This window comes from Desulfuromonas sp. KJ2020, from assembly GCF_024197615.1.
Classification (GTDB): domain Bacteria; phylum Desulfobacterota; class Desulfuromonadia; order Desulfuromonadales; family SZUA-540; genus SZUA-540.
The window spans coordinates 893,635-920,365 of record NZ_JAKUKE010000001.1 but is presented as its reverse complement, the minus strand read 5'-3'; the positions used below and the strand labels follow the sequence as shown (position 1 = coordinate 920,365).

Annotated in this window: 32 protein-coding genes; 11 read left to right on the top strand and 21 right to left on the bottom strand. The window is 51.6% G+C overall.

Annotation, left to right across the window (positions count from 1 at the left end):
- Positions 1-13: 13 nt before the first annotated feature.
- Genes MJO47_RS04215 through rsxA form a run of 4 tightly spaced genes read right to left on the bottom strand, consistent with a single transcriptional unit; the run spans position 14 to position 3,813 of the window.
- Positions 14-1,003, bottom strand: coding sequence for an RnfABCDGE type electron transport complex subunit D (locus tag MJO47_RS04215; protein WP_253959867.1), 990 nt, complete (start codon positions 1,001-1,003; stop codon positions 14-16).
- 1 nt (position 1,004) lies between these two features.
- Positions 1,005-2,321 carry an electron transport complex subunit RsxC gene (gene rsxC, locus MJO47_RS04210; protein WP_253959866.1) on the bottom strand — a complete coding sequence of 439 codons (1,317 nt, stop codon included), beginning with the start codon at positions 2,319-2,321 and terminating at the stop codon, positions 1,005-1,007.
- Positions 2,322-2,358: 37 nt separating this feature from the next.
- A complete protein-coding gene (locus tag MJO47_RS04205; protein WP_253959865.1) occupies positions 2,359-3,204 on the bottom strand; it encodes an RnfABCDGE type electron transport complex subunit B in 846 nt (281 codons plus the stop codon).
- 27 nt (positions 3,205-3,231) lie between these two features.
- Positions 3,232-3,813 (bottom strand): electron transport complex subunit RsxA, encoded by a 582-nt coding sequence (gene rsxA, locus MJO47_RS04200; protein WP_253959864.1) that lies wholly within the window; start codon positions 3,811-3,813, stop codon positions 3,232-3,234.
- Positions 3,814-4,127: 314 nt separating this feature from the next.
- On the opposite strand from rsxA, the gene hemL reads away from it, so the two are divergent.
- The 7 genes from hemL (at position 4,128) to MJO47_RS04165 (ending at position 8,809) form a co-directional block, all read left to right on the top strand.
- Positions 4,128-5,423: a glutamate-1-semialdehyde 2,1-aminomutase gene (hemL, locus tag MJO47_RS04195; protein WP_253959863.1), complete on the top strand. Its 1,296-nt coding sequence runs from the start codon at positions 4,128-4,130 to the stop codon at positions 5,421-5,423.
- Positions 5,424-5,522: 99 nt separating this feature from the next.
- Complete coding sequence (locus tag MJO47_RS04190; protein WP_253959862.1) at positions 5,523-6,269, top strand: RNA methyltransferase; 747 nt, start codon at positions 5,523-5,525, stop codon at positions 6,267-6,269.
- A 96-nt stretch (positions 6,270-6,365) separates the two neighbouring features.
- Positions 6,366-6,620: an AtpZ/AtpI family protein gene (locus MJO47_RS04185; protein WP_253959861.1), complete on the top strand. Its 255-nt coding sequence runs from the start codon at positions 6,366-6,368 to the stop codon at positions 6,618-6,620.
- Positions 6,613-6,975 (top strand): ATP synthase subunit I, encoded by a 363-nt coding sequence (locus MJO47_RS04180; RefSeq protein WP_253959860.1) that lies wholly within the window; start codon positions 6,613-6,615, stop codon positions 6,973-6,975. Before MJO47_RS04185 ends, MJO47_RS04180 begins: the two co-directional genes overlap by 8 nt.
- Positions 6,976-6,995: 20 nt before the next feature.
- Positions 6,996-7,670: a F0F1 ATP synthase subunit A gene (atpB, locus tag MJO47_RS04175; protein ID WP_253959859.1), complete on the top strand. Its 675-nt coding sequence runs from the start codon at positions 6,996-6,998 to the stop codon at positions 7,668-7,670.
- A gap of 74 nt (positions 7,671-7,744) precedes the next feature.
- The gene (gene atpE / locus MJO47_RS04170) at positions 7,745-8,011 is read left to right on the top strand and encodes an ATP synthase F0 subunit C (protein WP_253959858.1); all 267 of its coding nucleotides are present in this window, start codon (positions 7,745-7,747) and stop codon (positions 8,009-8,011) included.
- Positions 8,012-8,137: 126 nt separating this feature from the next.
- Positions 8,138-8,809: a hypothetical protein gene (locus tag MJO47_RS04165; protein ID WP_253959857.1), complete on the top strand. Its 672-nt coding sequence runs from the start codon at positions 8,138-8,140 to the stop codon at positions 8,807-8,809.
- 4 nt (positions 8,810-8,813) lie between these two features.
- Here the strand turns inward: MJO47_RS04165 and MJO47_RS04160 are convergent, their stop codons facing one another.
- The 9 genes from MJO47_RS04160 to MJO47_RS04120 all read right to left on the bottom strand — a co-directional run bounded on the left by MJO47_RS04160 (position 8,814) and on the right by MJO47_RS04120 (position 14,573).
- Positions 8,814-9,047: a hypothetical protein gene (locus MJO47_RS04160; RefSeq protein ID WP_253959856.1), complete on the bottom strand. Its 234-nt coding sequence runs from the start codon at positions 9,045-9,047 to the stop codon at positions 8,814-8,816.
- A gap of 64 nt (positions 9,048-9,111) precedes the next feature.
- Positions 9,112-10,950: a cytochrome c3 family protein gene (locus MJO47_RS04155; RefSeq protein WP_253959855.1), complete on the bottom strand. Its 1,839-nt coding sequence runs from the start codon at positions 10,948-10,950 to the stop codon at positions 9,112-9,114.
- A gap of 53 nt (positions 10,951-11,003) precedes the next feature.
- Positions 11,004-11,771, bottom strand: a complete 768-nt coding sequence (locus MJO47_RS04150; protein WP_253959854.1) for a hypothetical protein — start codon at positions 11,769-11,771, stop codon at positions 11,004-11,006.
- 521 nt (positions 11,772-12,292) lie between these two features.
- Positions 12,293-12,724, bottom strand: coding sequence for a NifB/NifX family molybdenum-iron cluster-binding protein (locus tag MJO47_RS04145; RefSeq protein WP_253959853.1), 432 nt, complete (start codon positions 12,722-12,724; stop codon positions 12,293-12,295).
- Between the two features lie 46 nt (positions 12,725-12,770).
- Entirely contained in the window at positions 12,771-13,151 is a 381-nt protein-coding gene (locus MJO47_RS04140; protein WP_253959852.1) for a hypothetical protein, read from the bottom strand.
- A gap of 502 nt (positions 13,152-13,653) precedes the next feature.
- On the bottom strand, positions 13,654-13,815 hold the full coding sequence (locus MJO47_RS04135; protein ID WP_253959851.1) for a hypothetical protein: 162 nt from the start codon (positions 13,813-13,815) through the stop codon (positions 13,654-13,656).
- 34 nt (positions 13,816-13,849) lie between these two features.
- The gene (locus MJO47_RS04130) at positions 13,850-14,011 is read right to left on the bottom strand and encodes a hypothetical protein (protein ID WP_253959850.1); all 162 of its coding nucleotides are present in this window, start codon (positions 14,009-14,011) and stop codon (positions 13,850-13,852) included.
- A gap of 39 nt (positions 14,012-14,050) precedes the next feature.
- Positions 14,051-14,194: a hypothetical protein gene (locus MJO47_RS04125; RefSeq protein ID WP_213194683.1), complete on the bottom strand. Its 144-nt coding sequence runs from the start codon at positions 14,192-14,194 to the stop codon at positions 14,051-14,053.
- 19 nt (positions 14,195-14,213) lie between these two features.
- Complete coding sequence (locus tag MJO47_RS04120) at positions 14,214-14,573, bottom strand: hypothetical protein (protein WP_253959849.1); 360 nt, start codon at positions 14,571-14,573, stop codon at positions 14,214-14,216.
- On the opposite strand from MJO47_RS04120, the gene MJO47_RS04115 reads away from it, so the two are divergent.
- Positions 14,572-14,745 (top strand): hypothetical protein, encoded by a 174-nt coding sequence (locus MJO47_RS04115; protein ID WP_253959848.1) that lies wholly within the window; start codon positions 14,572-14,574, stop codon positions 14,743-14,745. The genes MJO47_RS04120 and MJO47_RS04115 overlap by 2 nt on opposite strands.
- 195 nt (positions 14,746-14,940) lie before the next feature.
- Here the strand turns inward: MJO47_RS04115 and MJO47_RS04110 are convergent, their stop codons facing one another.
- The 6 genes from MJO47_RS04110 to MJO47_RS04085 all read right to left on the bottom strand — a co-directional run bounded on the left by MJO47_RS04110 (position 14,941) and on the right by MJO47_RS04085 (position 19,950).
- The gene (locus tag MJO47_RS04110) at positions 14,941-16,269 is read right to left on the bottom strand and encodes a sigma-54-dependent Fis family transcriptional regulator (protein WP_253960538.1); all 1,329 of its coding nucleotides are present in this window, start codon (positions 16,267-16,269) and stop codon (positions 14,941-14,943) included.
- Between the two features lie 96 nt (positions 16,270-16,365).
- Positions 16,366-16,566 (bottom strand): hypothetical protein, encoded by a 201-nt coding sequence (locus MJO47_RS04105; RefSeq protein ID WP_253959847.1) that lies wholly within the window; start codon positions 16,564-16,566, stop codon positions 16,366-16,368.
- Positions 16,567-16,622: 56 nt separating this feature from the next.
- Positions 16,623-17,264 (bottom strand): cytochrome c3 family protein, encoded by a 642-nt coding sequence (locus MJO47_RS04100; RefSeq protein ID WP_253959846.1) that lies wholly within the window; start codon positions 17,262-17,264, stop codon positions 16,623-16,625.
- 59 nt (positions 17,265-17,323) lie between these two features.
- Entirely contained in the window at positions 17,324-18,079 is a 756-nt protein-coding gene (locus MJO47_RS04095; RefSeq protein WP_253959845.1) for a 4Fe-4S dicluster domain-containing protein, read from the bottom strand.
- Between the two features lie 46 nt (positions 18,080-18,125).
- Positions 18,126-19,487: an NrfD/PsrC family molybdoenzyme membrane anchor subunit gene (gene nrfD / locus MJO47_RS04090; RefSeq protein ID WP_253959844.1), complete on the bottom strand. Its 1,362-nt coding sequence runs from the start codon at positions 19,485-19,487 to the stop codon at positions 18,126-18,128.
- Between the two features lie 301 nt (positions 19,488-19,788).
- The gene (locus MJO47_RS04085; protein ID WP_253959843.1) at positions 19,789-19,950 is read right to left on the bottom strand and encodes a hypothetical protein; all 162 of its coding nucleotides are present in this window, start codon (positions 19,948-19,950) and stop codon (positions 19,789-19,791) included.
- Positions 19,951-20,182: 232 nt separating this feature from the next.
- On the opposite strand from MJO47_RS04085, the gene MJO47_RS04080 reads away from it, so the two are divergent.
- Positions 20,183-20,692 (top strand): hypothetical protein, encoded by a 510-nt coding sequence (locus MJO47_RS04080; protein ID WP_253959842.1) that lies wholly within the window; start codon positions 20,183-20,185, stop codon positions 20,690-20,692.
- A gap of 242 nt (positions 20,693-20,934) precedes the next feature.
- Positions 20,935-22,377, top strand: a complete 1,443-nt coding sequence (locus MJO47_RS04075; RefSeq protein WP_253959841.1) for a NapC/NirT family cytochrome c — start codon at positions 20,935-20,937, stop codon at positions 22,375-22,377.
- 234 nt (positions 22,378-22,611) lie between these two features.
- Here MJO47_RS04075 and MJO47_RS04070 read toward each other — a convergent pair whose 3' ends face one another.
- Positions 22,612-23,601 (bottom strand): beta-ketoacyl-ACP synthase III, encoded by a 990-nt coding sequence (locus tag MJO47_RS04070; protein ID WP_253959840.1) that lies wholly within the window; start codon positions 23,599-23,601, stop codon positions 22,612-22,614.
- A 164-nt stretch (positions 23,602-23,765) separates the two neighbouring features.
- Between MJO47_RS04070 and MJO47_RS04065 the strand changes: the two genes are divergently transcribed.
- Positions 23,766-24,113, top strand: a complete 348-nt coding sequence (locus MJO47_RS04065; RefSeq protein ID WP_253959839.1) for a YtxH domain-containing protein — start codon at positions 23,766-23,768, stop codon at positions 24,111-24,113.
- A 31-nt stretch (positions 24,114-24,144) separates the two neighbouring features.
- Here MJO47_RS04065 and MJO47_RS04060 read toward each other — a convergent pair whose 3' ends face one another.
- Entirely contained in the window at positions 24,145-26,598 is a 2,454-nt protein-coding gene (locus MJO47_RS04060; protein WP_253959838.1) for a mechanosensitive ion channel domain-containing protein, read from the bottom strand.
- Positions 26,599-26,731 lie beyond the last annotated feature (133 nt).

Sequence of the window (26,731 nt, the reverse complement as noted above, 5' to 3'; positions counted from 1 at the left end):
TCACATTCTCCCCTCAACGCCTCGTCTCAACCAGGCCGAATTTTCTTGGGCGGGTCAGGCGGTCAATCAAAGGGGTGGCAGCATTCATGAGCAAAATAGCAAAGGAGACGCCCTCCGGGTAGCCGCCGAAAAGCCGTATCAACACCGTGATGATTCCACAACCCAGCCCGAAAACAATGAGGCCTTTCGACGTTACGGGGCCGGTCACCATATCCGTCGCCATATAAAGCGCCCCCAGCATCAGGCCGCCGGTGAGCAAGTGAAAAAGAGGGCTGGGATAGCGACTGGAATCGACGAGCCAGAAAATACCGGAAAAAACCAAGACTGAGCCGATAAAGGATACGGGCACATGCCAGGTAATAATGCGTCGCCACAACAGATACAGGCCGCCAAGAAGCAATGCCAAGGCGGAAATTTCACCCAAAGATCCGGCCATGTGGCCGATAAAATAATCCGAGAACCCCTGTTGAGCCGCAAGGGGCAACTCGCCGGTAAGCATCACCGCGGTTTTCATTTCCCCCAATGGTGTCGCGGCGGTAACAACATCAACGTTTGAACCCAGCGGCGCGGGACTTGTCCAGGCGGTCATCTGCACAGGAAAGGAAATCAGCAGGACGACACGGGCCACCAGAGCCGGATTGAAGGGATTGTAGCCGAGCCCGCCATAGACCTGCTTGCCAATCACGATGGCGATGACCGCGCCCAGAAGGGCCAGCCACCAGGGACTGGCCGGAGGCAGATTCAACGCCAGCAGAATCCCCGTGAGGGCGGCGCTGCCATCGGCGATGGTGACCGGCCTATGCATCAACCTCTGACAGACCGCTTCGGTAATCATGCAGCCAACAACGCAAAGGAGCAAAATCAGCAGGGCCCTGAAACCGAAAAAATAGATCGCCACGCCACAGGCGGGCAGGAGGCTGTAGATAACAGCCCGCATGATCTTTTCGGTGGTTTCCCCGGCATGGATATGGGGAGACGATGAAAGGTACAGCTGTTTTTCCACGTTAAAGCTTCCTTCGTTTGGCGAGGATGGCGCCTTTGGCAGAGCGGATCGCCTGCACTAGAGGGATCCGGGCCGGGCACGAATAGGCACAACAACCGCATTCAATGCAGTCCATGGCACCGAGACCGGCGGCCTCATCGATAAGATTAACCCGAGCGTAAGCGGCAATCGATGTGGGCAGAATACGGGATGGGCAGGCCTGAACACAGCGTCCGCAACGAATACAGGGGCCTTCCGGCTGAGGATCGACGAGCCCCTCACTAAAGAGGAGAACGCCGGATGTCCCCCGCGTTGCCGGTACATCCAGGGACAACTGGGCAGCCCCCATCATCGGGCCCCCCATGATAATTTTTCCGACCTCCCCCTGACTCCCGCCAGAAAACGCCACCATGTGCGCCAGGGAAGTTCCGACGCGGACGCGGAGGTTCTTGGGTTCGGCAACCGCATCACCGGTAACCGTGGCCACCCTTTCGATCAGCGGCCGACCCAGACGAACCGCATCGGATACGGCGGCACAGGTTCCCACGTTTTGGACGACAACACCGATATCCATGGGTAGACCGCCGGAGGGAACTTCTTTACCGACCAGCGCCACAATCAGCTGTTTTTCAGCTCCCTGCGGGTACATCACGGGCAGACACGCCACCTCGATGCCATGAGGACGACAGGCTTCCATCATTACCTGTATCGCATCCGGCTTGTTCGCCTCGATGCCAACGATGACCCGATCGGCCCCGAGGGCCTTCTGGACAATCCGCATGCCGTCGATAATCCTGACTGTCTCCTCAAGCATCAGGCGGTGATCCGCCGTCAGATAGGGCTCACATTCGACGCCATTGATAACCAGAGTGCTGATCGGCTTTTCATCCGGAGGACTGAGTTTGACATGCGTGGGAAAGGCCGCTCCGCCCATGCCGACGATACCGGCCGAACGAATACGGTCGACAATCTCACGGCAGGAAAGAGTGTCAGGGTCTGCGGTGGAAAGGCCTGGAGCCCAAATGTCCTCACCGTCAGGACGAATAACGACGGCGGGGAGAAGGCTCCCCGAGGGGTGAGGCCTGGATTCTACCGCGATGACTTCACCGGAGGTGGAGGCGTGGACGGGGACGGAGACAAATCCATGCGCCTCGCCCACGATCTGGCCTTTAAGGACATGCTCCCCCGGCGCCACACAACACTTGGCCGGAGCGCCGATGTGTTGCGACAGAGGAATAACCAGCTCCTCGGGCAGCGGACAATCCTCGATAGGCTTGTGGGCAGACCCTTTTTTGTTGTCGGGAGGATGAACTCCTCCCGAAAAAGCTGTCAACTTCATTCACCGATCGCTTTCTCTTACCAGAAAAACAGAACCGCTAAAGGACGCCCTCTTTGGATTGCGGGGATGATGGTGTGCAGTGGCTCCCCGGCGGATATGCCTGCGAAAAATCCAGGATGCACTTGGTCGGACATTTGGCTACAGCCAGCGCCGCGGCCTCATGATGCGCATACTCGACTCGGGCCAGGTTGTTTTCGATGGCATAGGCTTCCGGCGCTGTTTTTTTGCAGATCTGACAACCGATGCAACCGATCTGGCAATATTTCCGTACAAGGGCGCCTTTGTCCTGACTGTTGCACAATACATGGGTCATCGCGACTCTCGGAGTCATGCGGATAACGGCGCGGGGACAGACGGAAACACATTTTCGGCACCCCGTGCATCTCTCCCGATCGATGACGGCAAGGCCCTTAGCCGTCATCTCTATGGCATCGAAGGGACAGGCTCGGACACAGGTTCCCAGCCCCAGACAGCCGCCAGGGCAACTCTTGGGACCATTGGCAATCTTTTGAGCGGCCTGGCAATCCTCCAGACCGAGATAACGATATTTCAGTTGCGCTGACTCATTATCTCCCTGGCACAGTACAACAGCTGTTTCGGGTTCTGCAGCAACCGCCTCAACCCCCATAATATGGGAAATCTCTCGAACGGTCTCTGTCCCGCCAGCGGGGCAGAGCGTGGGAGCAGCCTCACCGGCAGCCACGGCCTTGGCGTAGGCACCGCAACCAGGGTATCCGCAGGCACCACAGTTGGCGCCCGACAAAACCTCGAGAATGGCCGCTTCACGGGGATCCACCTCGACGGCAAACTTTTTGGCGGCAGCCCCCAGGGCCACAGCAGCCAAAAATCCGATTCCACCCAGGCTGATTACAGCTTCCAACATGCGACTCGTCTTCCTCCAGCCTGAGGGCTATCCTTTGACCAGCCCGGCAAAACCCATAAATGCCAGCGACAATAATCCGGCGGTCACCAGAGCGATGGCCGTCCCCTGAAAACTCCGTGGCACAGGACACATATCGACTCGCTCGCGCAAGCCAGCAAAAAGAACCATGGCGAGCGTGAAGCCCAGCGCCGCCCCGATGGCGAAAATAACGCTCTCCAGAAAAGAGTACTCTTTTTGGATATTCAGCACCGCCAGCCCCAGCACCGCGCAGTTGGTCGTTATAAGGGGAAGAAAAATGCCCAGCGACTGATAGAGAACGGGACTGGCTTTCTGAATGACCATCTCAACCAACTGGACGAGAGAGGCAATGACCAGAATAAAGGCAATGGTCTGCAGGTATTCGAGACCAAAGGGATTGAGAACGAAATATTGAATGAACCAGGTAACCACGGCGGCGATGGTCATGACGAAAGTGACCGCCATCCCCATGCCGAGGGCTGTTTCGACTTTTTTGGAAACTCCGAGGAAAGGACAGATGCCAAGAAATCGTGCAAGAACGAAGTTATTGACGAAAATGGCACCGACCAGAATCAGTAAAAGCTCGGCCATGCATACTCCCTGCGCGGCTGCGGACACAGCCCAAAAAATACCGATTGGTCTGAGCGGTTTTTATAAGATAAGACCGTAACATTGTCAACTTGTTATGCGCCCGGACAGCCAGATTAAAAACTGGAGTCCTCTGCCGCCGCGTCGCCTTTCACGAATTTCACACCTCATCAAGGCTTCCGGCACCTGCCGACAACTTCCTGTTATTTTTCACCTTCTTGACATGTTTTGGCCCCTGTGTTAAGCAAGTCCTTTACTCACACAAACAGTCACATTCATCATTCTCAAGACGCCTTCCGGGCGAAAAAGGGGGCCCCATGAACCACGAGAAGTCCACCACACTCTTTACCCAGGCGAAGAAAAGCATACCTGGCGGGGTCAACAGTCCCGTCAGAGCCTTCAAGTCGGTTGGATGTGACCCTGTTTTCATCAGTCGCGCCCAGGGATCCCGGCTTTACGACGTCGATGGCAACAGCTACATTGATTACGTCGGCTCCTGGGGACCGATGATTCTGGGGCACTGCCATCCCAAGGTGGTGGAAGCCATCAAGTCGGCCGCCGACAGTGGCGCCTCGTTCGGAGCCCCCACCGAGAAAGAGATCACCCTGGCCGAAATGGTCTGTGAAGCCTATCCCAACATCGAAAAAGTGCGCATGGTTTCGTCTGGAACCGAAGCGACCATGAGCGCCATCCGCCTGGCTCGTGGCTTCACCGGCCGGGACAAGATCATCAAGTTTGATGGCTGCTACCATGGTCATGCCGACTCCCTGCTCGTGAAAGCCGGTTCCGGGGCGGCCACCTTTGGCGTTCCGACATCCCCCGGTGTGCCGGCGGATTTTGCCAAACACACCCTGACCGCCACCTATAACGACCTCGATGACGTCACGCGCCTCGCCGAGGCCAACAAGGGCGAGGTGGCCTGTATTATTCTCGAACCGATCGCTGGCAACATGGGGTGCGTACCTCCCCGGGAAGATTTTCTAGCCGGCTTGCGCTCTCTCTGTGATCGGGAGGGCATACTCCTTGTTGTCGATGAAGTCATGACCGGCTTCCGCGTGGCCTATGGCGGCGCCCAGGAACGCTTCGGTGTCCGGGGTGACCTCGTCTGCCTGGGCAAAATCATTGGTGGCGGCCTTCCTGTAGGCGCCTTTGGCGGCAAACGGGAAATCATGGAACAGTTGTCCCCTGAAGGAGGCGTCTATCAGGCCGGTACGCTCTCGGGCAACCCCTTGGCCATGAGCGCCGGCATCGCCACCCTGAATCTCCTGAAAGAGGAAGGATTCTATCAGCGCATCGAGGAAAAAAGCGCTTATCTTGAAAAAGGCCTCGTCGAAGCAGCCAAGTCGGCACCCTTTGCCACCTGCTGGCAGCGCGTCGGTGGCATGTTCTGCACCTACTTCACCGAAGGTCCCGTTTACTCTTTCGCCGATGCGTCCAAGAGCGACACAGCATCCTTTGGCAGATTCTTTCGGTCGATGCTCGACAGAGGTATCAACCTGGCGCCTAGCCAGTTCGAGGCTGGGTTCATGAGCGTGGCTCACACCACGGAGGACCTTGACCAGACTATTGAAGCGGCCCACGCCTCCTTTAAAGAACTTAAAACTAAGGCTTAACCCGCTGTTTCTCCGCGACCTTTAAATTTTCTCTCCCGCCACCTCTGTAATTACAATCCCCAGAGGTGGCCCTTTTATTTTGCTCGATCGACAGCGGTTATGATCCCTTCATTGGCCCATATCAGCATCATCTTGGTAGAACCGCAAAGTCCTGGCAACATCGGCATGGTGTGCCGCGCCATGGCCAATTTCGGCTGCGAGGATCTTCGCCTGGTCAACCCTTGCCAGCACCTCCACGCCGAGGCCAGAAAATTCGCGGTGGCCGCCAACCACCTGCTCGGCGAGGCCCGCCTCTTCCCCAATCTCGCCGCCGCCGTAAGTGATCTGACTCTTTCGGTGGCCACCACACGACGCTCGGGCAGACTCAGGGGGGAACTCCTTGACATCACGGAAGTTCCGGCATTGCAGGAAAATCTACCCCCGCAGGGTCGATTCGGTCTGGTCTTTGGCCGCGAAGACTCGGGTCTGACCAGCGAAGAAGTCTCCCTCTGTTCCCATGCCGCCACCATCGAGACCTCCGCCACACTTGGCTCGCTCAACCTCGCGCAAGCCGTTATACTCTTTCTATACGAGATGGCCCGCACCCCTAAACCCACCTCTTCGACCGCCACGTCCCCTCATCTCAGCCAGGGAGATCTAGAGGAACTGTTTGGCCAAATTGAAACAATTCTGACCCGTACGGCCTTCCTCAACCCATCTCGCCCTGAAGCGGTTATGCACCGAATCCGGCAACTCGCCCACCGAGCCGGACTCAGCGAAGACGACCATGCTTTGTTGAGGGGTATCTGCAGCCAACTCTCCTGGAGCCTTCGCGACTGGAGGGGCCGAAAACGGGGATCCAACTGATTAACCACCATAAACGTGGTTGACATGAAATAGTCCCTGTGCTAATAAGGGCTGGTTTTTATGGGGTGCTCTGAGTGGTAGGCCCAAAAGGGGTTCATGGCTGAAGATAGACGTCAACTGATCAAGACCGTTGGATTCCTGTCGAGTGTGGGGATATCCATGGTTGCCAGCACCTTTATCGGACTGGCCATGGGCTACTACCTGGACCGGTGGCTTGATACCTCACCCTGGCTTACCCTAATATTTCTTCTTCTGGGGATCATCTCAGGCTTTCGGAATATCTACATACTGACCGATCGCGAGCTTAAACGGCAGGAGAAGGAAAATCAGGACTCCAGCGGAAATGAATGACGATACCCAGTTGCTGCGTGACCTGTCCCGCCGCAACTGGCTCATTCTCGGAATCCTGGTGGCCCTGAGCAGTTTCAGTACATCACTTCCGTTTGTTCTAGGTGTGCTAACCGGAGGACTTGTAGCCATAACGGGTTATCACTGGCTGCACTTCTCACTGAAAAAGCTTATAGGAGATCCACAACAACAATCCGCCAGAGGCTTCAAACTCAGCTATTTTATTCGGCTGGGAGCCTTGGCCGCATCTCTGGTTGTCCTGATTGTCGTATTGAAGGTACATCCTGTCGGCCTGGCGCTGGGATTGTCGGTTGTGGTTATCAACATTATGTGGACGACCCTGAAACGTTCTTTCTGAGCGAGGAGGCATAAACTGTCATGACTCATCCGTTTCTCTTTTTGCAATGGCTTGAACAGCAATTTCATGTTCACATCGGCGAACACGTGACCTACACCTGGTTCGTCATGATCCTGCTTATTCTGGTCGCCTTTCTCGCTTCGCGCAGCGTACAAATAGTGCCCAAAGGAATGCAGAACTTCATGGAAGTAGTCGTTTCCGGGGTAGAAAACCTTATTGAAGAGACAATGGGACCCAAGGGAAAAGCCTACTTTCCCTTGATCGCGACTTTTGCTCTGTTCATTTTGGTTTCCAATTTGATCGCCCTCATTCCCGGCTTCTATCCGCCTACGGCCAACCTCAACACCAACGGCGCCCTGGCTTTAACTGTCTTCGCCATGACCCATATCATTGGTCTTAAAGAACATGGAATCAGCTATTTGAAGCATTTCATGGGGCCCATTCTTGTGCTGGCTCCTCTTATTTTCATCATTGAAATAATCGGCCATCTGGCTCGACCGCTGTCGCTCTCTTTGCGTTTGTTCGGAAACATGTACGGGCATGAAATCGTCCTTATGATCTTCCTTGCTCTGGTGCCATTCCTCCTCCCCGTACCAATGATGCTGATGGGCGTTCTGGTCGCCTTTATCCAGGCCTTTGTTTTCACGCTACTGGCAATGATCTACATTGCCGGCGCGCTTGAGGAAGCTCACTAAATTCTTAATATTTGTTGCACACCAGGTCCTATATTATATAGGAACAATAAACCCAGAAAAGAAGGAGAAGTAACATGGAATTTTTTGCTTGGTGCATGATCGCTGCAGGTTTCGGTATGGCTATCGGTTCTTTCGGAACCGGCCTTGGCCAGGGTCTCGCTATTAAGAGCGCTGTTGAAGGTGTTGCTCGCAATCCCGGCGCTAGCGGAAAAATCCTGACCACCATGATGATCGGTCTGGCGATGATCGAGTCTCTTGCTATCTACGTTTTCGTTGTAGCAATGATCATCCTCTTCGCCAACCCCTTCACCGAAAACGTCCTGCAGCTTCTCGCGAAGTAAAGTTCGTTTCACTTGGTCGACAGAAAGGGTGCATTCCTCGGGATGCACCCTTTTTTGGTATGAGCCCAGGATCTGATTTGCTAAAATCGAGGCTGCTAACGAACTCACCGAAAGGAAGGCTATACCATGGCTCAGGGCATTCAGAAATATTTTGAAGCATTTCAAAAGATTGCCGACCTAGAAGAAACCAGTTCTGATGACGCCATCGCGCTGTCTCGGCAGATAGCCAGCGAAGCCCGGGGCAATGGCGATGTGGGATTTGCCTTGTTTTTCGAGGGAGAGGCCTTTTGCCTGGAGGGGGACCTGAAGCAGGGAGAGAAACTGTTGGCGGAAGCCATTGAAAAAGCCCCGGCTGCGGATTTTCTGTATGCCAATTACGGTGTCGTTCTCTCTATTCTGGGACGCGTCAGGGAATCCGTGGCCATGCTGGACAGGGCCCTGCAACTGAACGATAAAAACGTGACGGCCTTAGGTCAGAAGGGCGTCTGCCTATCCAAGTTGATGATGGACGATTTGGCTCTTCAGTGTTTTGATCGTGTTTTAGAGATCGAGCCGGAAAACACCCATGCCATCCGGAACAAGGGGGTATCTCTGTCCCGTCTGCGCCGGGAGGAGGAGGCCCTATCCTGCCTCGATAAAGCGCTGGCCATCAACCCCCATGACCAGCATGCCCTATCGGAAAAACAGATACTGCTCGATGAAATGCGTCTTAAGGGTACACCACTGGGCTGGTTACTGCTGTGGTTCAGAAAAGTTGTCACACCGGCCCTTAAAAGGCTTTTTCACAAAGGATACTAGGTTTTCAGGCAAAGCCCCTGTTGCGGAAAAGTCGCATAAGCAGAACGCCGACAATGGAAAGGCACAGTCCTGCCGCGAGAAAAAGACTGCCAATACCGGTACCATCGCCCCACCCCATCACATTTTCGCCCCGCATCGTACCCATAAGGATGAGTCCGCCGAAAGTACTGACTCCACCGATGATATAAAGGGCAAATGCAACCACGGCCAAACCGATTCCCTGTTTTTTCGCCATCATTCACTGCTCCTTAGAGGCCCCCGGGATGACCGGGGGCCTTTTTATGTGGTGCGGAGGATAAGGACTATCCGCTGATGAAAGCGTACAACATCAGGATAGCCAGGGTGATTCCTGTAAAGAAAGCAAGGAAACCAAACCCTTTGAAGAAGAAATCATACAGCACTCCACTGGGTTTAGTGACGACGTAATTCTCCGTCGTGCCCTCTTCTTCGTAACGCTTCCATTGATCGCCGCGCTCTTCAATAAACTCTTCTTTGGACATTTGGCCATTGAAGATAACAAAATCCATAGGGAATTTTTCCGGACGTCCATGGGTGTTGAAAAAGTGGACGGTAAAAATGAACCCTGTGGCCAGCAACGCCTCGTCGGAATGGACAATCGTCGCCACATTGAACATCCAGCCAGGCAGGAAGGTTCCGAAGATTTCTGGGAACCACAGCAACAGCCCGGAACCGCCGATAGCAAACATACCCCAAAAGACAGCGAGGAAATCAAATTTTTCCCAGTAAGTCCACCGCTCAAAAGTCGGCTTGGGCCCTTTGAAAAAGAACCAGCGCACCATCGCGGTTACATCGCGGACATCCCGGAAGTTAGGCATCAAAGAGTCGGGGCCGAACAGCCTCACAAACGGGTGGGCCTTGATGTCCTTGCGGATAAACAGGAAGTCGATGCTCATCAGGATGGCGCCGACAAAATAGTAGAACGTCAGGATCGCGCACCCTCGGTGAATAAGGCCTGCATAATGGACGCCACCAAAGAACGACATCATTGTTTGAGCCCAAGGCTGATCAGCAAACTTTAAAGGCAAACCGGTGAGGGACAGCCCAAGGAAACTGATTATTACGGTAAGATGCAGGAATATATGACGTTTTTCAAACCGTCGATATTGTTTGTGTGCTTCTGAGATATGATGTTCTTCGTGTCCTGCAGCCAGAGCGGCAGCCTTCTGTCTGTTTTCTACAAAACCGCGGAACATCCACAGGAGAGTGTGAATCCAGAATACGGCAAACGTTCCGACCAGAAGACCCGTCATACTGATAAAGGTGTAATACATGATCGGGTAATTTTCCCGATCCCCATGATCGCCATGAGCATAAAATTTAGTAAATTGAGCTGTAGCTTTAGGATGGCAGGTGGCACAGGTTTCGACAATCTTCGCCTCGCCGATAGTCGACTCGGCATGACTGGGCGGCAGAACGCCATGACCACTGTGGCAATCGGCACAGCCAGCGGACTGCTGAGGAAAGCCAAGGCGGTAGTTCTTACCATGATAGCTTTCGAGGTAGGTTTCTACCGCATGGGCATTGACGCCGGCATGCTTCATTTTTTCTTCGTCGGCGTGACATTCAATACAGGGTGCTGATTTGAAGGCGCCACCTTCTGCCGTATCCGGGTCCGGAACCCTGGCTATGTTGTGAACACCATGGCAATCGTTACAGGCAGCGGAATCATTTTTGCCGGCCGCAATTGCCATCCCATGGCTTGACTGGACATAGCTTTCGACATCGTGGCACTCACTGCATTTTTCCACCAAGGCCACTTTGGAATTATCCATTTTTTGCTGGCCATGAATGTCCGAGTGGCACTCAACGCAGCCAATACCGCTTTCGGCATGCACGCTGTCAGCGTGAGCTTTATCCTCAGTGGAATGACAGGTGGCGCAATTTACCGGGCTTATTTCAATATTCCCTGCTAAGTGCTCATCCAGATCGGTAACTTCTACATGGCAGCTTGTACAGGCATTTTTTCCGTGGACCGAATCCATAAATTCGGCGGCTGATACCACATCTTCATGACACTGAAGACAGGCATTCGGATCGGGGGCCATTTTGGCCAGGGCAGGGGCAGCAGTGCCCAGCAGCCACACACCAAGGACTACAGTGAAAATTCGGCAGAACTTCATTTCATCGCTCCTCCAATAAAAGTGAAAACACATGACCGCTTCAAACGATCATTCTATAAACAGGCGACAAGGTTATCGATGAGGTCCTCCTCTTGATCGCCAGAAAGGGAAATGTTGAATCGGAAGGCCATTTCATGCAGGAAAAGCCAAAAATTGACCTTCATTCCGCCGTGATACATCTTTAATTGCTCCTTGGCATAAGGCCAAAAAAACCACGGTTTTGCCGAGCATGATGCAGCGTGGCTCCCAAGGGTTTTTTGCTCAAACTTTTCATAATCAAGCGTCATGGCAGTGATTCGATCTGCATAAATTACGGATGCAGGGAAATTGACTTTAACCCGCAGGCCTTTGTACAAAGTGGGCAACAACACAATTTTCCGGTGCAGAGTCACCACTGCGAACAACGGAAGCGTCTTCTCTTCAGGGATACCTGTAGAAATATCTGTCGCTGGATTGCACTCCTTCATATATTGAAGGGCCAGTTGCTGATTCTCTCGAAGTAGAGCCAGCCGTATGTCCGTGTAAACTTTAAGGGCCGTTTTATGATTAATGCCGACGACTCCAGCGGCCTGCTTTGCCGGCACCATGGCGATGAACTGTTGCACTACCTGCCTTAACAGGATTTTTGAAATTCGTCTTTTCCTGGGGCCCTGACTGAACTTTTTGGCGCAAATTCCGCACTTTTTTCGGCCATCTCCCAGCTTATAGGTTTTGGTGGCTCCGCAAGAGGGGCATTTGTTTCCTTGAACCCTCTCCGTTGGCTTACTGGTCGGCCATAAATCCGTTTTCCAAAAATCCATAGGTCCGGATAAGTGGTTCATTTCATCATTTAGCACAAAAAATTTAGAGATCAACTTGTCGAATTGAGAAGCCAGGTCTCTTTATTGATTATTGCCCAAATTAATGCTTTCGACCTTTTTCTCTTCCCCAAATACCCGGCCTGTTAATGTGCGGCGGACAAAACCTGAACACAGGCAGACCCCATACAAAATACGGCCCAAAGAATGAAAGCAGACACGGCAAGACCGATCATCGTTATAACAATGAACAGGCTTATTTTAAAAAAGTGTCTAATTTCAATACTAAGAGGGAACGGTGGTTTCATTTAAAAAGTCCTTTTTAATCCACGGAACTATATAAAAACACCCGATCCTACCTTCGACGTCACGACAAAGTTCACAATGGACCAGATAACAAATATCGAACACCATACAACCATGGCAGCGACAATGTTGTATAAACCGATCCTGTAAAATGAATTTAAAACTTTAAAGAATTTATAATGTTTTTTCATACAAACCTCCATGGTCTCCGCCTTTTCGAATTACAGCAGAAAACCGATCTATGTTTTCAGCAGATCGAGTAGGACCTTAGGTGCATCGACCTGTGTAGTTTTTGATTGAACGACCAGGCAATAGGGACTACCTGGGCTATTGGCGTGCTCAGCCTCAGTCATCTCTCCTCTTAACCAAGCGTTTAGAGCATCTTCGACTGCCCCAGAGGCTCCATGACACACCTTTATCCCCTTTTCCAGTAGTGACCTGAAAGCTTTCGGACCGGTCTCTCCCGTCAACAGCACATCAACTTTTTTATCCTCAAGCAGGTCTGCTGCTTTGACTCCAGCATTTTCCTGCGAATTTCTAATTTCAGAATTATCGACGGCGATATAGTCTCCGTTTTTTGTTTCAAAAATCAGAAACCAATACGCTCGCCCAAAACATTCATCAACCTCACTGGAAGGGTGGGACCCTCTGGCTGTAATGGCGATCCTCACGTTCCACCTCTTACGAAATAAGCTTCATTACAAGCTAGACGGAAACTTATCTTCTCGACGTCGCCGCCATTCCTTCAATCCAGGCCAGATCAAGGGTCTTATCCAACAGAACCTTAATTCCTGCTGTCTCCATCGGTTGAAGGTAACTCCGACATCCATCACGGCAGACCAGTCCACTCACACCCTTGTCACGTAGCCATCCTGGCAGTTCTGGTGAAATCTTCGAATTCCAGACCTCCAGAAATACTCTCTTTAGAGAAAAATTTTTCTTATCTACATCTGCAATAAAATAAAGCTTTTCGACACCAACTCCCGGCCTCATGATGGCGCCGTAGTAGGGAATAGCTATTCGATTGCACTCGTCTTTTTCCAACAAGTGCCGATATACGCCTGAAAGGGGCTTGGTTACACTATTTTCGGCTCTCATAGACCCCCTCTTTCCAAACCTCTTGTATTTAATCCAAAAGTCATGCCTATAATTACGACTTTGCAATATTTATTATTTAACCATTATTTCAAGCAGTTAACCTATATGCTCGAAAACTACACTGGAAAGTCGAAAACACTAGCGTTGCACTTGCAACGCTGTTTTTCATTTTCACCCCTCATCATGCCGATTCTTTCCCCATATTGACCACTTAAGTGTTTCATTTAATTGCAACACCTGATGCACTGAATTCTCTTTGCAACGCCTGGTGACTACCCTCTAATGCCATCCCATATTTTTAGCAAAATCCTCCGACGACAAAGATAGCGCTCCCGCCCAGACAGGACACGGACCACAACAGAAAGAGGGAGGTGATAAAACCTATGAGGACAAGTGCGGCAACCATGCCCAAACCAGCACCCAAACCAATCGGCTTATTACTTGCGCTCAACATCATCACCGACCCCCTTTCTGTCCTGCTTCTAGCCCTATTGCCTGCTTTTTAAACCAGTTTGCTCAACCCTTCGATGATAGCGCCACCTGCACAGCAGAAAGACCAGGATATGAAGGCTGCCAGGAAAATCCCAACAAATGCCACCGCACTGTAAACACCAACCTTGTAAGTTGTTTTGATGGGTTCCGTTATAATGTTTTCGGTTTTCATAGCTGCCTCCAATCCTGTAAGTTTATTCGATCTGCTACACCATTTTGCCAATCACTTCGACCAATGCACCACCTGCACAGGTAAAGGACCAGGCGATAAAAGCCGCAAGAGAGAGGCCAACAAATCCCATAGCACTATAAACGCCATACTTATAGGTGGTCTTGATCGGATCGGTGATAATATTTTCTGTTCTCATAAATTCCTCCGTTTTTTAAAGGTTTTTTGGCGTTACCGCTTAAATCATTTTACTGCCCAGATGCACCAGGGCTGGCCATGCGACATAAAGACTGGCTGACAGTGCAACCACTCCCATGGCCATCAGGGTATTGCGAAGATATTTGTCACTTACCGGCTTACTTTTGCTGTTTTCAACTCTCATAAGACACCTTCCTTTGCTGTTAGTTAATGTTTCCGTTGCCATTCATGCTGTTGACATACATGGCTACCAGGTCCGAAGCATCTCCAATTCTCCCTTTTTCCAGCCAGATTCCTTCGCAGGCCAATAATTCTTCCATTTCTACTTTCTCATCACTGCAAATTACACCTTTCACTCCAATTTCCTGCAACCAGTCAGCAATTTTGGGCCTTCTATTTTTATCCCAGACACACACCTCAAATTGCAACGCACCCGCAGTTCCACCTGCAACATCTGCAACAAGATAGAGACTCTCAAACCCCGATTTTGGTCTCACCAGGGCCCCATAGTAGGGAACCGCGATTTTTTGACCCGACTTCATTCTAAGATGTTGACTACCCATGGCTTATCTCCACGCCCGTTGTTGTTTGATCTCTAATATTCCAAGAGTTGTGCCAAAAACTATTTTTTTAATTTTTTCCGTTTTTTCTGGAGTATTTCAATTAGTTACGGCTGATCGCCCATGGTTTTCAGAAAAACAAGCCGCAGCCCAGACGTTGCGCCTGCAACACTGATGCACAATGCAATAGGCTTAATACGTCCTAATGCCTGATTTGGCGGGCTGTCCCATTGTTGCAACATATTTGCAACATGTTGCCATATGCAACATCGTCTTATTGCAACAAGAGTCTTTCTGCTTTTAAAAATAAAAAAAGCGCGCCTTCCGGATAGGAAGGCGCGCTTAGGGTTATACTATTCGCTCTTAAATGTTAGTTGCTTAAATCAAATTTTTTCATCCAACGCCACAAGGTGGTCCGATCCACCCCCAATTCCTTGGCGACCTTGGTCCGGTTTCCTTCGTAACGGGCAAGCAAATCTTGAAGAATGGCCTTATTAATGCGACTTCGTCGGCCGAAACTGACGTCTTCATCGCGGTCGCTGGCCTCGAGGAATCCGGCGGGAAGATGCTCGACCCCTATCTCCCCGCTTCGACAAAGGATAACGGTCTGTTCGACCAGGTTCAGAAGTTCTCTTACATTGCCGGGATATGAATGACTGAGGAGAAGTTGAAGCGCCTCTCCGGAAAAGCCCCTGATCTTCTTACCGTAGGTCCGATTAAAGCGGTCCAGAAAAACATCGATCAACAAAGGAACATCCTCCGGGCGCTCTCGCAGAGGAGGAATTTGCAACGCCACCACATTGATTCGAAAAAACAGGTCCCGACGGAAAGTGCCTTTTTCGACCATATCTTCGAGATCACAGTTTGTGGCCGTAAGAAAGCGGACATCAGCCTTTTGTGGGCTTCTCGCTCCTAAGGGCTGATATTCATGATTTTCCAGAACGCGGAGCAGCTTTACCTGCAAAGGGAGAGGCAAGTCTCCAATTTCATCGAGAAAAAGCGTGCCTCCCTCGGCCATTTCAAGGCGCCCGGGCCGATTCTCGATGGACCCAGTATAGGCACCTCGTCGGGCCCCGAATATTTCGGCCTCTAGAAGAGGCTCGGGCAGGGCACCACAGTTGACAATAACTAAGGGCCCCTTCCGTCTGGGACTTAAGTCATGAATGGCCTGCGCAAAAAGCTCTTTTCCCGTCCCACTTTCTCCTTTTAACAACACGGTCGCTTCGCTGGAGGCAATATCGGGCAAAACATCAAAAAGGCGTCGCATAGCGGGATTGCGACTGACCAGATCATGAAATGTGTATTTTTCTTCTATCTCTTTTTTGAGAGCGTAAATCAGAGATTGGTCCCGAAAGGTCTCCACACCACCCAAAGGCTTACCATTTTCATCCTTCAGCACCGATGCACTGATCGAGATGGGGACTTTCTTTCCCTCCTTGGTGATAATATCAACCTCGCGGTTTATAACCGGTTGCCCAGACTCCAGAGCTTCCTTGACAGGGCAGGACGTAAAGCAGACATCCGTGCGGAAAATATCATGGCAATGGCGCCCCATGGCCTCTTCTTCGGTAAACCCCGTAATTTCCTCTGCGGCCTTATTGAAAAGAGTGATCCGCATACGATCGTCAACAGTGAAGACACCGTCGGCGACGCTGTTCAATATGACGGTCAACTGTTTGCAGTGGTCTACTTTGGGCATAATCAATACAGAGGAAGCAGGGCTGAGGGTGGAATAGGGTCACGACATCTCGGAACGAAAGCCGGGCATTTTGGCAGACAAGACTGAAGTGGCAGATCAGATTTCAAAGTCGCCCTTGAAGAGACCCATATCATACATGGCGACGAGAAGGGCTATTCCCACTGCGCTTATAACCGTGGGCCACTTTCCCAGATCAGGCACAGCAAGAATCAGCACAGCCGCCGTCATGACAGAGACGACGATCATGATACCCACAAACCGGATGAGTTTTAGTGCCAGTTTTTTGGGCTCTGCCATGGCCTTAAAAGGTGGAGGAGCAGGTGGACTGCCCCTCCCCTATCTTTCCTGTTAACTTAATGACCGGATTGCTCTTTTGCTGCAGAACCGGTGGCCCGCCTATACCCCTTGACACCGATATGGCAGGTCGCGCATTGAGTATCGGAAGCGAAAGCCATGGAGCCGTCATGGCAGGCACCGCAATACTCGCCCTGGTAAAGAGCCTCCATGACGAAGTTGGCATTTTCCTGGGCGGCGAGAGAACGCATCTCGAAGAGCCCGTCGTGGCAACTGGCACAATCCAGACCGGCTTGGCCGTGGGCATCGTGGCTGAAGAGAACCCCCGTGACCGGCTCGGTGTAGATCACATCGCCGCCATCCTGCACATGACAGGTGGCACACTGGGTATTGGCGGCAAAAGCCATAGACCCGTCGTGGCAGGCACCACAGTATTTGCCCTGATACAGGCTGTCCATCGTAAAGTCGCCATTTTCATAGGCGGCGCCGACCATCATGTCAAAGATCCCGTCATGGCAACTGTCGCAAGAAAAGCCATAGTCACCCACATGCGTTTTATGACTGAAAAATACCCCTTTGACCGGCTGCTCATAGGCGATCTCCGGACCGCCAAAGTCGTCTTCCTCGGCCCAAAGGGCCGGCGCCGTCGCCAACAACGTCAACAATATGGCGCCAGATGCGCGCAACATGAACTTCTTCATGATTAAACCTCCGCTATTCACAAATGGGGTCAGAGCCTTTACGAATCAGGCTCATGTTTTTATCCGCGAGTATAGAAAACATTGGGGCGTGTACCGGCCTCAGGCCGAAGAACCCAGACGGTTTTCTCGATCTGATGAACCTCGCGGTAAATACGGCTATTGGGATCCGAAAGATCACCAAACACCCTGACATCGGCCGGGCATGCTTCAGAGCAGGCCGTCAGGGTCTCGCCTTTGGACAGGCGCGTATCGATGCAGAAATTGCATTTGTCAACCGCATGTTTTTCCTCGCTGAAATAGCGAGCATTGTAGGGGCACCCTTGCTGGCAGGTCAAACACCCGATACATTTAGTAGCGTTCATCATGACGATGCCGGTAGTCTTATCTTTATACGTGGCGCGAGTCGGGCAAACCCTGGTGCACTGGGGAAGGTTGCAGTGATTGCAAAGGACGGGTATAAATTCTCGTTTTTGGCCAACGGCGTCCTTGACTTCCCTTTCGAGGATGGTCGTTCTGTAACCGTATTCGGGCACATCGTTGGTCTTAACGCAAGCCACCATGCAGCGCTCGCAGTCAATACAGCGATCCTGATGCATGATCATGCTGTAATGGGGCTTGTACGGATATTTCTTGGCATATTCGCCGGCCGAAGCATAAACCTTGTTTACTGCCGAGGTGGCGGAGTAAAGAGTACCGCCAGCAAAGACGCCGGTGAGGGCCAGGCCCATTTTTAGAAAACGACGTCGATCCTCTACGGGAGCATTCTCTACTCCTTCATTCTGCAAGCCGTCGAATTCGACCTTATTTTTCTTCATGCTATATTCTCCTTCAATTGCTTAGCGCTAGTAGACCTGAAACGCATCAATGATGTTCGACTTTGTGTCCGGCAAAAAGCTTCTCTCCCACCAGGAAAAGAAAGAATGCCACCCCAAAACCACCGAGAGTGATAATGATCTCGTGGAAGGAGGGGGTATAGGACAGGAGGTGACTGAACTCATTGACGCCGAGTTCATGATAAACCGGGACAATCTGGCCGACGATCACCAGATCATAGCGCATGACAAAAATACCGATGATCATCATGGCGGACCCAACGAACATCATCATCAGGTTTTTACCCTTGGAGATAATAAAAAGGAGCAGCGGGAATATCAGGCCGAAACCGGCCTCGAACAGCCAGAAGTTAATGGCGTAAGGCCCTTTAACCAGAGCCATGACCGCTTCGTACTTACCGCCGGGCATGCCAGCAACACCAGCAACCATTTTCCAGGTAGTAAAGAAGATGATGACGCAGATGAGCAGGATCCCGAGACGACGAACTACGTCAAGGGAAGCCACCATCGGGCCATCAAGGCTCAGATCTTCGCCGTTGACCTTGTAGGCGAGATAATGAAAAAGGAAAATAACGGCGGTACCAGTCATCATGGCCGAGGCGATAAAGTAAATGGACATGTAGGGCCCGTGCCAAAATTCCCGGCCCATAAGGAGGCCAAAAACAGCGCCGAGGTTACTGTGGGCGGCGATACCAGCAACAGCGCCACCGAAACCCATTGCCACCGCCAACTTGTGCTTGTTCAGATTGAGGAAGAGAAATTCAAATATCATCAAGACAAGGTAAACCCCGTAGAGAGTACCCATCCACCAGATATTGGAGGTGATGTTGGGAGAAATGACATTGTAAATTGCCATCCGCCAAGGGAGTTTAATTTCGAAGGCAATAACAAAAAATCCAGCCAAGATAGTCGCAATGGAGAGAAAGACCGATCGTTTGGCTATTGGCATGTACGACTCGACTCCAAAAACGTGCCCGATAGAAGACACGAGACAGAGTCCAGTGGAGGTGACGACAAAGAAGACATAGGTCGCAATGAGAATCCCCCAGGGCACCTCTCTGGTTACCCCGTAAGTGTGCTCATGTCCGACGATAAAGGAGTGAACACCGGCAACGACCGCAGCCACGACCAGCAGCGCGGAAATGATGACACCGAAATAATATCCGGCACCACCGGAAAGCAGTCGTCCGGAGACAATGCTTTCAATCTCATTCAAGGTCATTCTCTGGGTTTTTGGCGTCTGATCCATAACATCCTTCCCTTTCCACCTATTTGTTGACCAACCTGAAAATTCTTTACGGAAACCCGGCGTACAGCCCCACTCCTTGCCTAAGCCAATTTTCGGTCCCCGCGCGTTTTTAACTCGCCATACGTTGCGCACCGCCAACATGTTGCACGACACCGCGCAACGCACCTAATAATTTGTTTTTATTGACATATATAATTTGCAGAGCTTTTAATGGGCGGTGAGGAGTGTTGCAGATGCAGCGGTTTTTATCACAGTGTTTGAATTATTGCAATAATAAACTACCCAAATCCTGAGGATTTAAAGGTACAGGTTTCGCCTGTGGGCCAGAGTTGACACAGGACTTTCAGACCCAGGACTCCGAAAAGAGCAACTATCCAAAAAAAAACCTCACCAGGGTCTCCCGGTGAGGCATCAATATCGTTGTCGTCGCTTTGTTTAAAAACTAGAATAAACCACTCAGTACTACGGTCATCGGAGCCCAAAGGGCCGCGACCAAGGCACTTGAAACTGCCAGTCCGACTGCAATAGAAAGTCCGATAATGCTAGCGGATGCAAGATAATTGGTTACCGCTTTGCCTGCCCTGACCTGATAGGCTGTCTTCATGGCCTTCTCCTAAAGCTTTTCTGTCCAAAGGCTTTCAAATGCCCGCTCAGAAATCCAGCATTCGAGGAATGTTTTCAAATCCGACCAACCTTTTTTTAACTAATTACCATAGGGAGGTTTTGTGTGCAAGCGGTTTTACCGCTTAAGCGGAAATTTTAATTTCACCTTATTCCATCATTTCCGGCATTCTCTGGCACCCAACACCTCTGCAACGACCGGGATATACCAGTAGATGCCTTGGAGCGAGGGGAAAATCGCCAGCCATTCAGCCCAAGCTTGTCCTACGGCAGGCAAGGTGAATCTCTTTACAACTAGAATTTCCAATATATTGCAATTTACGATTTCGGCAAAAAGAGACAGGGCGTCTTTCGCCTTTTCATTAAAGTTCGAATTGGCAGCTAAGCATTTGTTTTTATTGTCTTTTTTTGTTGACACTTCGCCGGTGTGCTGTTATTCTTTTTTCAAACGACAGACAAAAGTGGGCATATCAACCGCATTTTTTTACAGAAAGGAGAACCCTATGAGCAACGTTCAGGCTGCTGTTCAAGTCCATGAAAAGGTTCATTCGCAACTGGGCCTGGTTTTGATGAGAATTACCTTCAGGGTCTCCTTTATCCTGACCCTGGCCTTCGCCGCCCTGATCGGCATCTGGGGAATCGCCTGTCTTGTTGGCGGGGCAATTGCCGCTGGAGGTCCCGTCGGCCTCGCCCAAGGCTGGTTCAGTGCCATTTCAGGATTTTAACCTGTAGGCGTTCAAAAACACCTTGAGACCTTTTTCTCTTTGGTCAAATTCGTTATCCAGCTATGCATTCAGGGTGTCGACATTAAAGGCTGCAACTCGGTATAGGGTTGTAGCCTTTTTTTACAATGAGGTCTGCCAAGATCTGACAGGGCGCTATCCTGACTGAAACCCGCTATACTTTAACCTGACGCAGGAACACAGAGCCCTGACACCTTTCCACCCCCACAACAGGAGGCAATGGTATGGGAAACCTGAAAAACATTCTGGATGCCTTTTTTAAAGGCATAGCTCGCAGCAGAGTTTCTCTGATCGGAGCCATTATCACCACGGCAGTATTCCCCTTTCTGCTTGGATTGGTGATAATCGATTCCCTGTGGCACATTGACAATCCCTACATGGGGGCCATCATTTACATGATTCTCGGCCCCGCCTTCATGGGTGGACTGGCGATGGTCTTTGTGGGCCTTTTTTTCCTGAAGGGAAAAGAGGAAGTCCGTCTTTTTACCCTCGATTATCTGAAAGAGCATTTTACCGACGAAACGCGGTTTGCCCGCGTACGCAAACTTATTTTTCTCGGCATCTTTCTGACCGGCGCCAACCTTTTCATCTTTTCCCTGCTCGGATACAGCGGCTACCATTACCTCGAATCCAATGCCTTTTGCGGCAAATTCTGCCACACGGTCATGGAACCGGAATATACTGCCTACCAAAATTCACCCCACTCGCGGGTCAACTGTGTCGAGTGCCACATCGGCTCAGGTGCCACCTGGTTCGTGAAATCAAAAATATCCGGGGCCAGGCAGTTGTTCGCCGTCGCCCTCGACACCTATCCGCGTCCCATTGAAACGCCTGTTCATGGCTTGCGCCCCGCCCGTGAGACCTGTGAAGAATGTCATCAGCCTGAAAAGTTCCACGGCGAAAAGCTCATCGTCAACGACAAGTTTTTGGCAGACGACAAAAACACCCACGTTCAGACGGTAATGCTGATGAAAATCGGATCGGCTGGAAATCTGGCGGAAAATGCCCACGGCATCCACTGGCATGTCGCGCCTGAAAACACCATCACCTATCAATCCGACGAAAAACGCCTGACCATACCCGTCGTCACCCTGACCCGGGCCGACGGCACCCAGACCGTTTTTCGCTCGAGCACTCAAGAAGAAATTGAACATCTGGAAACAAGGGAAATGGATTGTATCGATTGCCACAATCGTCCCACGCACATTTATCGCAGTCCGGAGGCAGCCCTGGATGAAAAACTCCTATCCGGGAAAATTCCCAGGCAATTGCCTTTCGTCAAAGAACAGGCTCTTATCGCCATCACAGACAGCTATACCAGCCAGGAAGAAGCGGAGGCCGCCATCGCCGAGCGCCTGACGGCATGGTACGAAGAACGATATCCTGACCTGCTGGCCTCTAAACCCCAATGGCTGCAGACAGCCATACGCGGGACCCAGGAAGCCTACCGACAAAACGTCTGGCCCAGCATGAATATTGCCTGGAACACCTACATTAATCATATTGGGCATGGGGAAAGCTTCGATATCGGCTGCTTTCGCTGCCATGATGACATGCACGAAAGCGAGGATGGCCAGACGATCTCCGGCGACTGCATGACCTGTCATGTCATTCTGGCTGAAAATGAAGAAAATCCGGAGGTTCTTCGAAAACTGCGGGGTGAGTAACTCTTTTGACGTCAAAAGGCCTCTCAATATGCTGTTGAGAGGCCTTTTACTTTTCCGCCGGGTTTTTTCTGCCGGCATCTTCGTCCTGCGGGGCAGAACGATGAATATCCCCCATCGGGGACGACTTTTCTATGTCCGTTTGTGATGTCTCGATTCCCTTAGTCCTCCTTTCCTTTTGCTTTCAGTTTAACGCAAAAATGCGTCAAGGCAAGCAGGAGAAGCAAAAAGAGAAAGTCAGAAACGGACCACGGCGGCCGCCCAGGTAAATCCGGCACCGAACGTCACCATGCCGACGAGGGAACCTGAAGCAATGCGCCCGGTTTTGCGTGCCTCATCTAGCGCGATGGGAATGGAGGCAGCCGAGGTGTTGCCGAAACGATCCACGTTGACGTATATTTTGTCAGGAGAAAGCCGGAAGCGTTTGCCGACGGCCTCGATTATGCGAAGGTTAGCTTGGTGAGGGATCAGCAGGTCCAGGTCTTCCACGACAACGCCGGCCATATCAAGAGCCTGATTGAGCGCATCGGCCATGGATGTCACCGCGTGGCGGAACACTTCGCGACCTTCCATACGAATGGTATGCAGCATCTTGTCGACGTTTTCATGGCTGGGGGGATTCAGACTGCCGCAACCGGGGCTATAGAGAAGGTCCCGAAAAGCGCCATCACTATGGATCGTGGTACTAAGAATTCCACATGCCCCCTGTCCCGGGCCGAGCACGACGGCGCCCACGCCATCTCCGAACAGGACACAAGTATCGCGATCTTGCCAATTCACCATAGAGGAAAGAATTTCGCCCCCGATCAACAATATCCGTCGATACCCCTGAATGGCCATCATGCTTTCAGCCAACTGCAACCCGTAGAGAAAGCCGGAACAGGCCGCCGAAATATCAAAAGCGGCCGCCTTGCTGGCTCCGATCAGGTCTTGAACTACACAGGCGGTGGCGGGGAACTTGCTGTCCCCAGTCACCGTGCCGAGAATAATCAGATCTATTTCCTCCGCGGCGACTCCGGCATCCGCAAGAGCTTCCCGGGCAGCCCGGGCGGCAAAGAAGGAGAGAGGCACCCCCGGTTCGGCGATATGCCGTTGCCGAATGCCCGTTCGCGCCAAAATCCATTCATCTGAAGTGTCTACCATCTTCTCCAGATCCTGGTTGGTCAGAATTTTTTCGGGCACCGCCCTTCCCGTACCGAGAACTTCCATGCAAGGACGCTTATTCATTCGCAACCCCCTTCCTGCCATTGGCTGCGACAAATTAGCACGTTTCTCTCCCCCCCTCAACACCTGGTTAGGTCGATGCCCATTATTTGTTATCCGCGAAGCTTCTTGCGGGAGGTCTATTTTATGATTAAATGAAAATGCCACCAAAAAATAAGGAGGATGCCATGAGCGAGAGGGAAAACAACGCTACCGTGGGGGCCATGATGTTGGTCGCCGGAGGAGTCATTGGAGCAGGCCTGGCCTTGCTCTTTGCCCCGCAGTCGGGCAAAAAAACGCGAAAACAGATCGTCCGCTACTCCAAAAAAGTTCGGAACGAGGCGGAAGCCCGGATTCAGGACACGGTCCACTCGCTGGCGGATTTTGTCGAAGACCTCAACGATCGAACGAGCGAAATGTTGAGCCAGGGAGAAGAGGTCGCCGAGGAATGGCGCCGTCAATTCGTCGATGCCATCGAAAGTGGCCAGAAGTCCCTGGAAAAACAAAAAAAGAAACTTTCCAAAAACTGGGACTGACAACCTTTATCCGCCAGAAAGGTTTTTGAACTCACTCCCGCAAGGACTCCTGCCCGGAGGCAGGAGTTTCTTGCGGTTTTTTTTCGTCCTGACGGCTCGGTGTATTCTCTCTCAAGCTGGACAGCACCAGCGAGTCGATGGATCGTACATGAAGATCTCTCTGCGGAAAGGGGATCTCCACCCCTTCCTCTCGAAAACGTTTGTCCACATATTGGCCCAGCCAGCTTTTCACCGCCAACATCTGGCCGACATCTTCGACCCAGACCCTGAGTTCGAAGTCAAGCGAGCTGTCACCGAATCCTGTAAAAATGGGGGATGGTTCAGGATCACTCAGGACATCCGGGTTTGCCTTGGCCGCCTCCCCAAGAATGCTCAGTACTTTCTCAACATGGCTTCCATACGCTACCCCCACGGGGAGAACCACCCGCGCCACCCGCGTCGAGAGACTCCAGTTGGTTACCTTCTGGGAGATCAGGTCCGAGTTCGGAACGATGATTTCGGCCCGGTTATAGGTCTCCACAATGGTCGAGCGTAACCCGATCTTTTTGACCAGCCCCCACTCGTCATCGACAACAAGAGTGTCACCCACCTTGACCGGTCGCTCAAAAAGCAGGATCAGGCCACTGACGAAATTATTGACAATATTCTGTAATCCGAAACCGATGCCGATACCAAAGGCGCCAAGAACAACGGCCAGGTTCTTCAGTTCAATGCCCGCAATGCTAAGGGCCAACAGAAAGCCAAGCAGAACCAGGGAATAGTGGAGCAACTTTTTGATTGCATCCCGTACCCCTCGATCGTAGTGCTTTCTGGGGAAAATTTCCGCCTCAAGTACAGCTTTTAAAAACCAGGAAACTACGATAGAGACATAAACAGTGAAAGCCACCAGCAAAATCATCTCGACGGAAATCGTGATTTCGCCGAGGGTAAAACTGTAGCCCAGAATCTGATTCACGGCCTGCCCGGCAGACGCATAGAGGCCCCAAATCTGACTCAAATAGAGGATGGCAAAGACCAGGAAGGCGACCCTTACCAGCCCTTTGAGGCGGTTTTGAAGCTCGACGCCAAATTGGATGAAAAAAAGTTTTGTCCTGAAGGCGGGCCGACTGAAGAGAAAATCGACTCCACCATGACCCAGCCGAATGCTCATGGTCGTAAAAATATAGAGAAAAATAGTCTCAACGCTGGACTCTATCAAACGGGAAGCCAGATTACTAAACCCGCCAATCTGGGCGACGAGAGAAACCAGCAGGACACCCGCCCCCAGACGAAGCAGCAAGGTAAAGCCATTGACCCGGCCGCTGTGAACCTTCTGATTGCCTTTGGCCATAAACAGCAGGAAGGGAATGCCAACCATGGCGATCGTGGCCAGGTAAAGCCGGTAGAGCGGCGAGGGCAAGGCGATCAACTGCAAGGCAACTGAGAGGACAGAAAGGATCGCCACGGCGTAAACCATGGCAATTTTTCGGGGGTTTTTAAGCAGGCCTGCCGTTAGAACCGCCGCGGAAAAGGCGGCCAAGGCCCAAAGTCCCAGGCGGTAAGGCCCCGGAACCTCAGTGTAAAGAAATCCGAGGGAAACGATAGCGACGAACACTCCTGTCGCCCAGGGGTGGTCAAGAATAAAGTGCCACTCCTGGGTAACCTCGGCCAAGCGCCTATACCTCTTGATAAAGCCAGCCAACCCCAGCGCCAGCATGGCCTGAAAGAGGGCAACCCAGCCTTGCCGCTGCCAAAAACCAGAGGCTTGCCCCTTTACGGAGTGCACACCAGCAACCACAGCATCAAACAGGTCGGCATTAAAGGCCTCATAAAACTGGCGGGAATAAAAAGGGGGCCCTGTTTTGCTGAAGATTTGCCGCCGAAAATCCTTCATGTAGGACTCGATTTCTGTTCTCATTTCCAGGCTGGCCGTTTGCAGGGCGGTCACCTGTTTTTGCAGATCGACCAGGCTTGGCATAGCCTTTTCAATGGCCTGAAGAACTTCCACCGTGAGATCCGAGGCGTTATTGAATGATTCCGTCGCCACTTTGGTTTCCGAAGGAGTCAGTGAATCCTGCCAATTACGCCAATAAAGTTGACGATCCTTCCATGCTTCTTTTAATTTCTCCAATTCCACTACTTTATCGATGAGGGCGGACATTATCCTGTCCAGTTCGGCTTCCTGTGCCGTCAATTTGGACACTGTCTCGGCCAGTCGATCGTAATTCCAACCGGTGGGATCGCCCTGTTCTTTGATCCAACGGCTGAGGTCCTCCTGCCTGACGCGAAGCTGCTCAATCTGAGTCTTCGTGTCGGTCAGATTTTCAAGTTCACGCGTTTTCGTAAGGGCACTGGCTGTCTGTGTCTGAAGTCTGGCTAAAGAGGGAACAACCTCGGCCACTCCGGGGTAAACGACAGTGGAATCCTCTTTAGGAGGGGAATCTTCCGCCTGTGACGGTAGAACACAAATAAGCAGCATTAGAATAGACAGGAGCTTTTTTAGCATGGTGTCTCCGCACTTCATCGCAAATTTTTCAACAGGTTTTTTCAGAATAACAGATATTTTTGGAAAAATTCAGAGGAACTATGGGGTTTGGCGTGAACCAGCAAAAGAAAAGAGCAGAATGGGCGGGTCGCTC

Excerpts from the sequence above, each read along its gene's own strand:
- rsxC (WP_253959866.1), bottom strand. The coding sequence starts at position 2,321 with ATGAAGTTGACAGCTTTTTCGGGAGGAGTTCATCCTCCCGACAACAAA.
- MJO47_RS04205 (WP_253959865.1), bottom strand. The coding sequence starts at position 3,204 with ATGTTGGAAGCTGTAATCAGCCTGGGTGGAATCGGATTTTTGGCTGCT.
- rsxA (WP_253959864.1), bottom strand. The coding sequence starts at position 3,813 with ATGGCCGAGCTTTTACTGATTCTGGTCGGTGCCATTTTCGTCAATAAC.
- hemL (WP_253959863.1), top strand. The coding sequence starts at position 4,128 with ATGAACCACGAGAAGTCCACCACACTCTTTACCCAGGCGAAGAAAAGC.
- MJO47_RS04190 (WP_253959862.1), top strand. The coding sequence starts at position 5,523 with ATGATCCCTTCATTGGCCCATATCAGCATCATCTTGGTAGAACCGCAA.
- MJO47_RS04185 (WP_253959861.1), top strand. The coding sequence starts at position 6,366 with ATGGCTGAAGATAGACGTCAACTGATCAAGACCGTTGGATTCCTGTCG.
- MJO47_RS04180 (WP_253959860.1), top strand. The coding sequence starts at position 6,613 with ATGAATGACGATACCCAGTTGCTGCGTGACCTGTCCCGCCGCAACTGG.
- atpB (WP_253959859.1), top strand. The coding sequence starts at position 6,996 with ATGACTCATCCGTTTCTCTTTTTGCAATGGCTTGAACAGCAATTTCAT.
- atpE (WP_253959858.1), top strand. The coding sequence starts at position 7,745 with ATGGAATTTTTTGCTTGGTGCATGATCGCTGCAGGTTTCGGTATGGCT.
- MJO47_RS04165 (WP_253959857.1), top strand. The coding sequence starts at position 8,138 with ATGGCTCAGGGCATTCAGAAATATTTTGAAGCATTTCAAAAGATTGCC.
- MJO47_RS04160 (WP_253959856.1), bottom strand. The coding sequence starts at position 9,047 with ATGATGGCGAAAAAACAGGGAATCGGTTTGGCCGTGGTTGCATTTGCC.
- MJO47_RS04155 (WP_253959855.1), bottom strand. The coding sequence starts at position 10,950 with ATGAAGTTCTGCCGAATTTTCACTGTAGTCCTTGGTGTGTGGCTGCTG.
- MJO47_RS04150 (WP_253959854.1), bottom strand. The coding sequence starts at position 11,771 with ATGAACCACTTATCCGGACCTATGGATTTTTGGAAAACGGATTTATGG.
- MJO47_RS04140 (WP_253959852.1), bottom strand. The coding sequence starts at position 13,151 with ATGAGAGCCGAAAATAGTGTAACCAAGCCCCTTTCAGGCGTATATCGG.
- MJO47_RS04135 (WP_253959851.1), bottom strand. The coding sequence starts at position 13,815 with ATGAAAACCGAAAACATTATAACGGAACCCATCAAAACAACTTACAAG.
- MJO47_RS04130 (WP_253959850.1), bottom strand. The coding sequence starts at position 14,011 with ATGAGAACAGAAAATATTATCACCGATCCGATCAAGACCACCTATAAG.
- MJO47_RS04125 (WP_213194683.1), bottom strand. The coding sequence starts at position 14,194 with ATGAGAGTTGAAAACAGCAAAAGTAAGCCGGTAAGTGACAAATATCTT.
- MJO47_RS04115 (WP_253959848.1), top strand. The coding sequence starts at position 14,572 with ATGGCTTATCTCCACGCCCGTTGTTGTTTGATCTCTAATATTCCAAGA.
- MJO47_RS04120 (WP_253959849.1), bottom strand. The coding sequence starts at position 14,573 with ATGGGTAGTCAACATCTTAGAATGAAGTCGGGTCAAAAAATCGCGGTT.
- MJO47_RS04110 (WP_253960538.1), bottom strand. The coding sequence starts at position 16,269 with ATGCCCAAAGTAGACCACTGCAAACAGTTGACCGTCATATTGAACAGC.
- MJO47_RS04105 (WP_253959847.1), bottom strand. The coding sequence starts at position 16,566 with ATGGCAGAGCCCAAAAAACTGGCACTAAAACTCATCCGGTTTGTGGGT.
- MJO47_RS04100 (WP_253959846.1), bottom strand. The coding sequence starts at position 17,264 with ATGAAGAAGTTCATGTTGCGCGCATCTGGCGCCATATTGTTGACGTTG.
- MJO47_RS04095 (WP_253959845.1), bottom strand. The coding sequence starts at position 18,079 with ATGAAGAAAAATAAGGTCGAATTCGACGGCTTGCAGAATGAAGGAGTA.
- nrfD (WP_253959844.1), bottom strand. The coding sequence starts at position 19,487 with ATGTTGGCGGTGCGCAACGTATGGCGAGTTAAAAACGCGCGGGGACCG.
- MJO47_RS04085 (WP_253959843.1), bottom strand. The coding sequence starts at position 19,950 with ATGAAGACAGCCTATCAGGTCAGGGCAGGCAAAGCGGTAACCAATTAT.
- MJO47_RS04080 (WP_253959842.1), top strand. The coding sequence starts at position 20,183 with ATGCCTTGGAGCGAGGGGAAAATCGCCAGCCATTCAGCCCAAGCTTGT.
- MJO47_RS04075 (WP_253959841.1), top strand. The coding sequence starts at position 20,935 with ATGGGAAACCTGAAAAACATTCTGGATGCCTTTTTTAAAGGCATAGCT.
- MJO47_RS04070 (WP_253959840.1), bottom strand. The coding sequence starts at position 23,601 with ATGAATAAGCGTCCTTGCATGGAAGTTCTCGGTACGGGAAGGGCGGTG.
- MJO47_RS04065 (WP_253959839.1), top strand. The coding sequence starts at position 23,766 with ATGAGCGAGAGGGAAAACAACGCTACCGTGGGGGCCATGATGTTGGTC.
- MJO47_RS04060 (WP_253959838.1), bottom strand. The coding sequence starts at position 26,598 with ATGCTAAAAAAGCTCCTGTCTATTCTAATGCTGCTTATTTGTGTTCTA.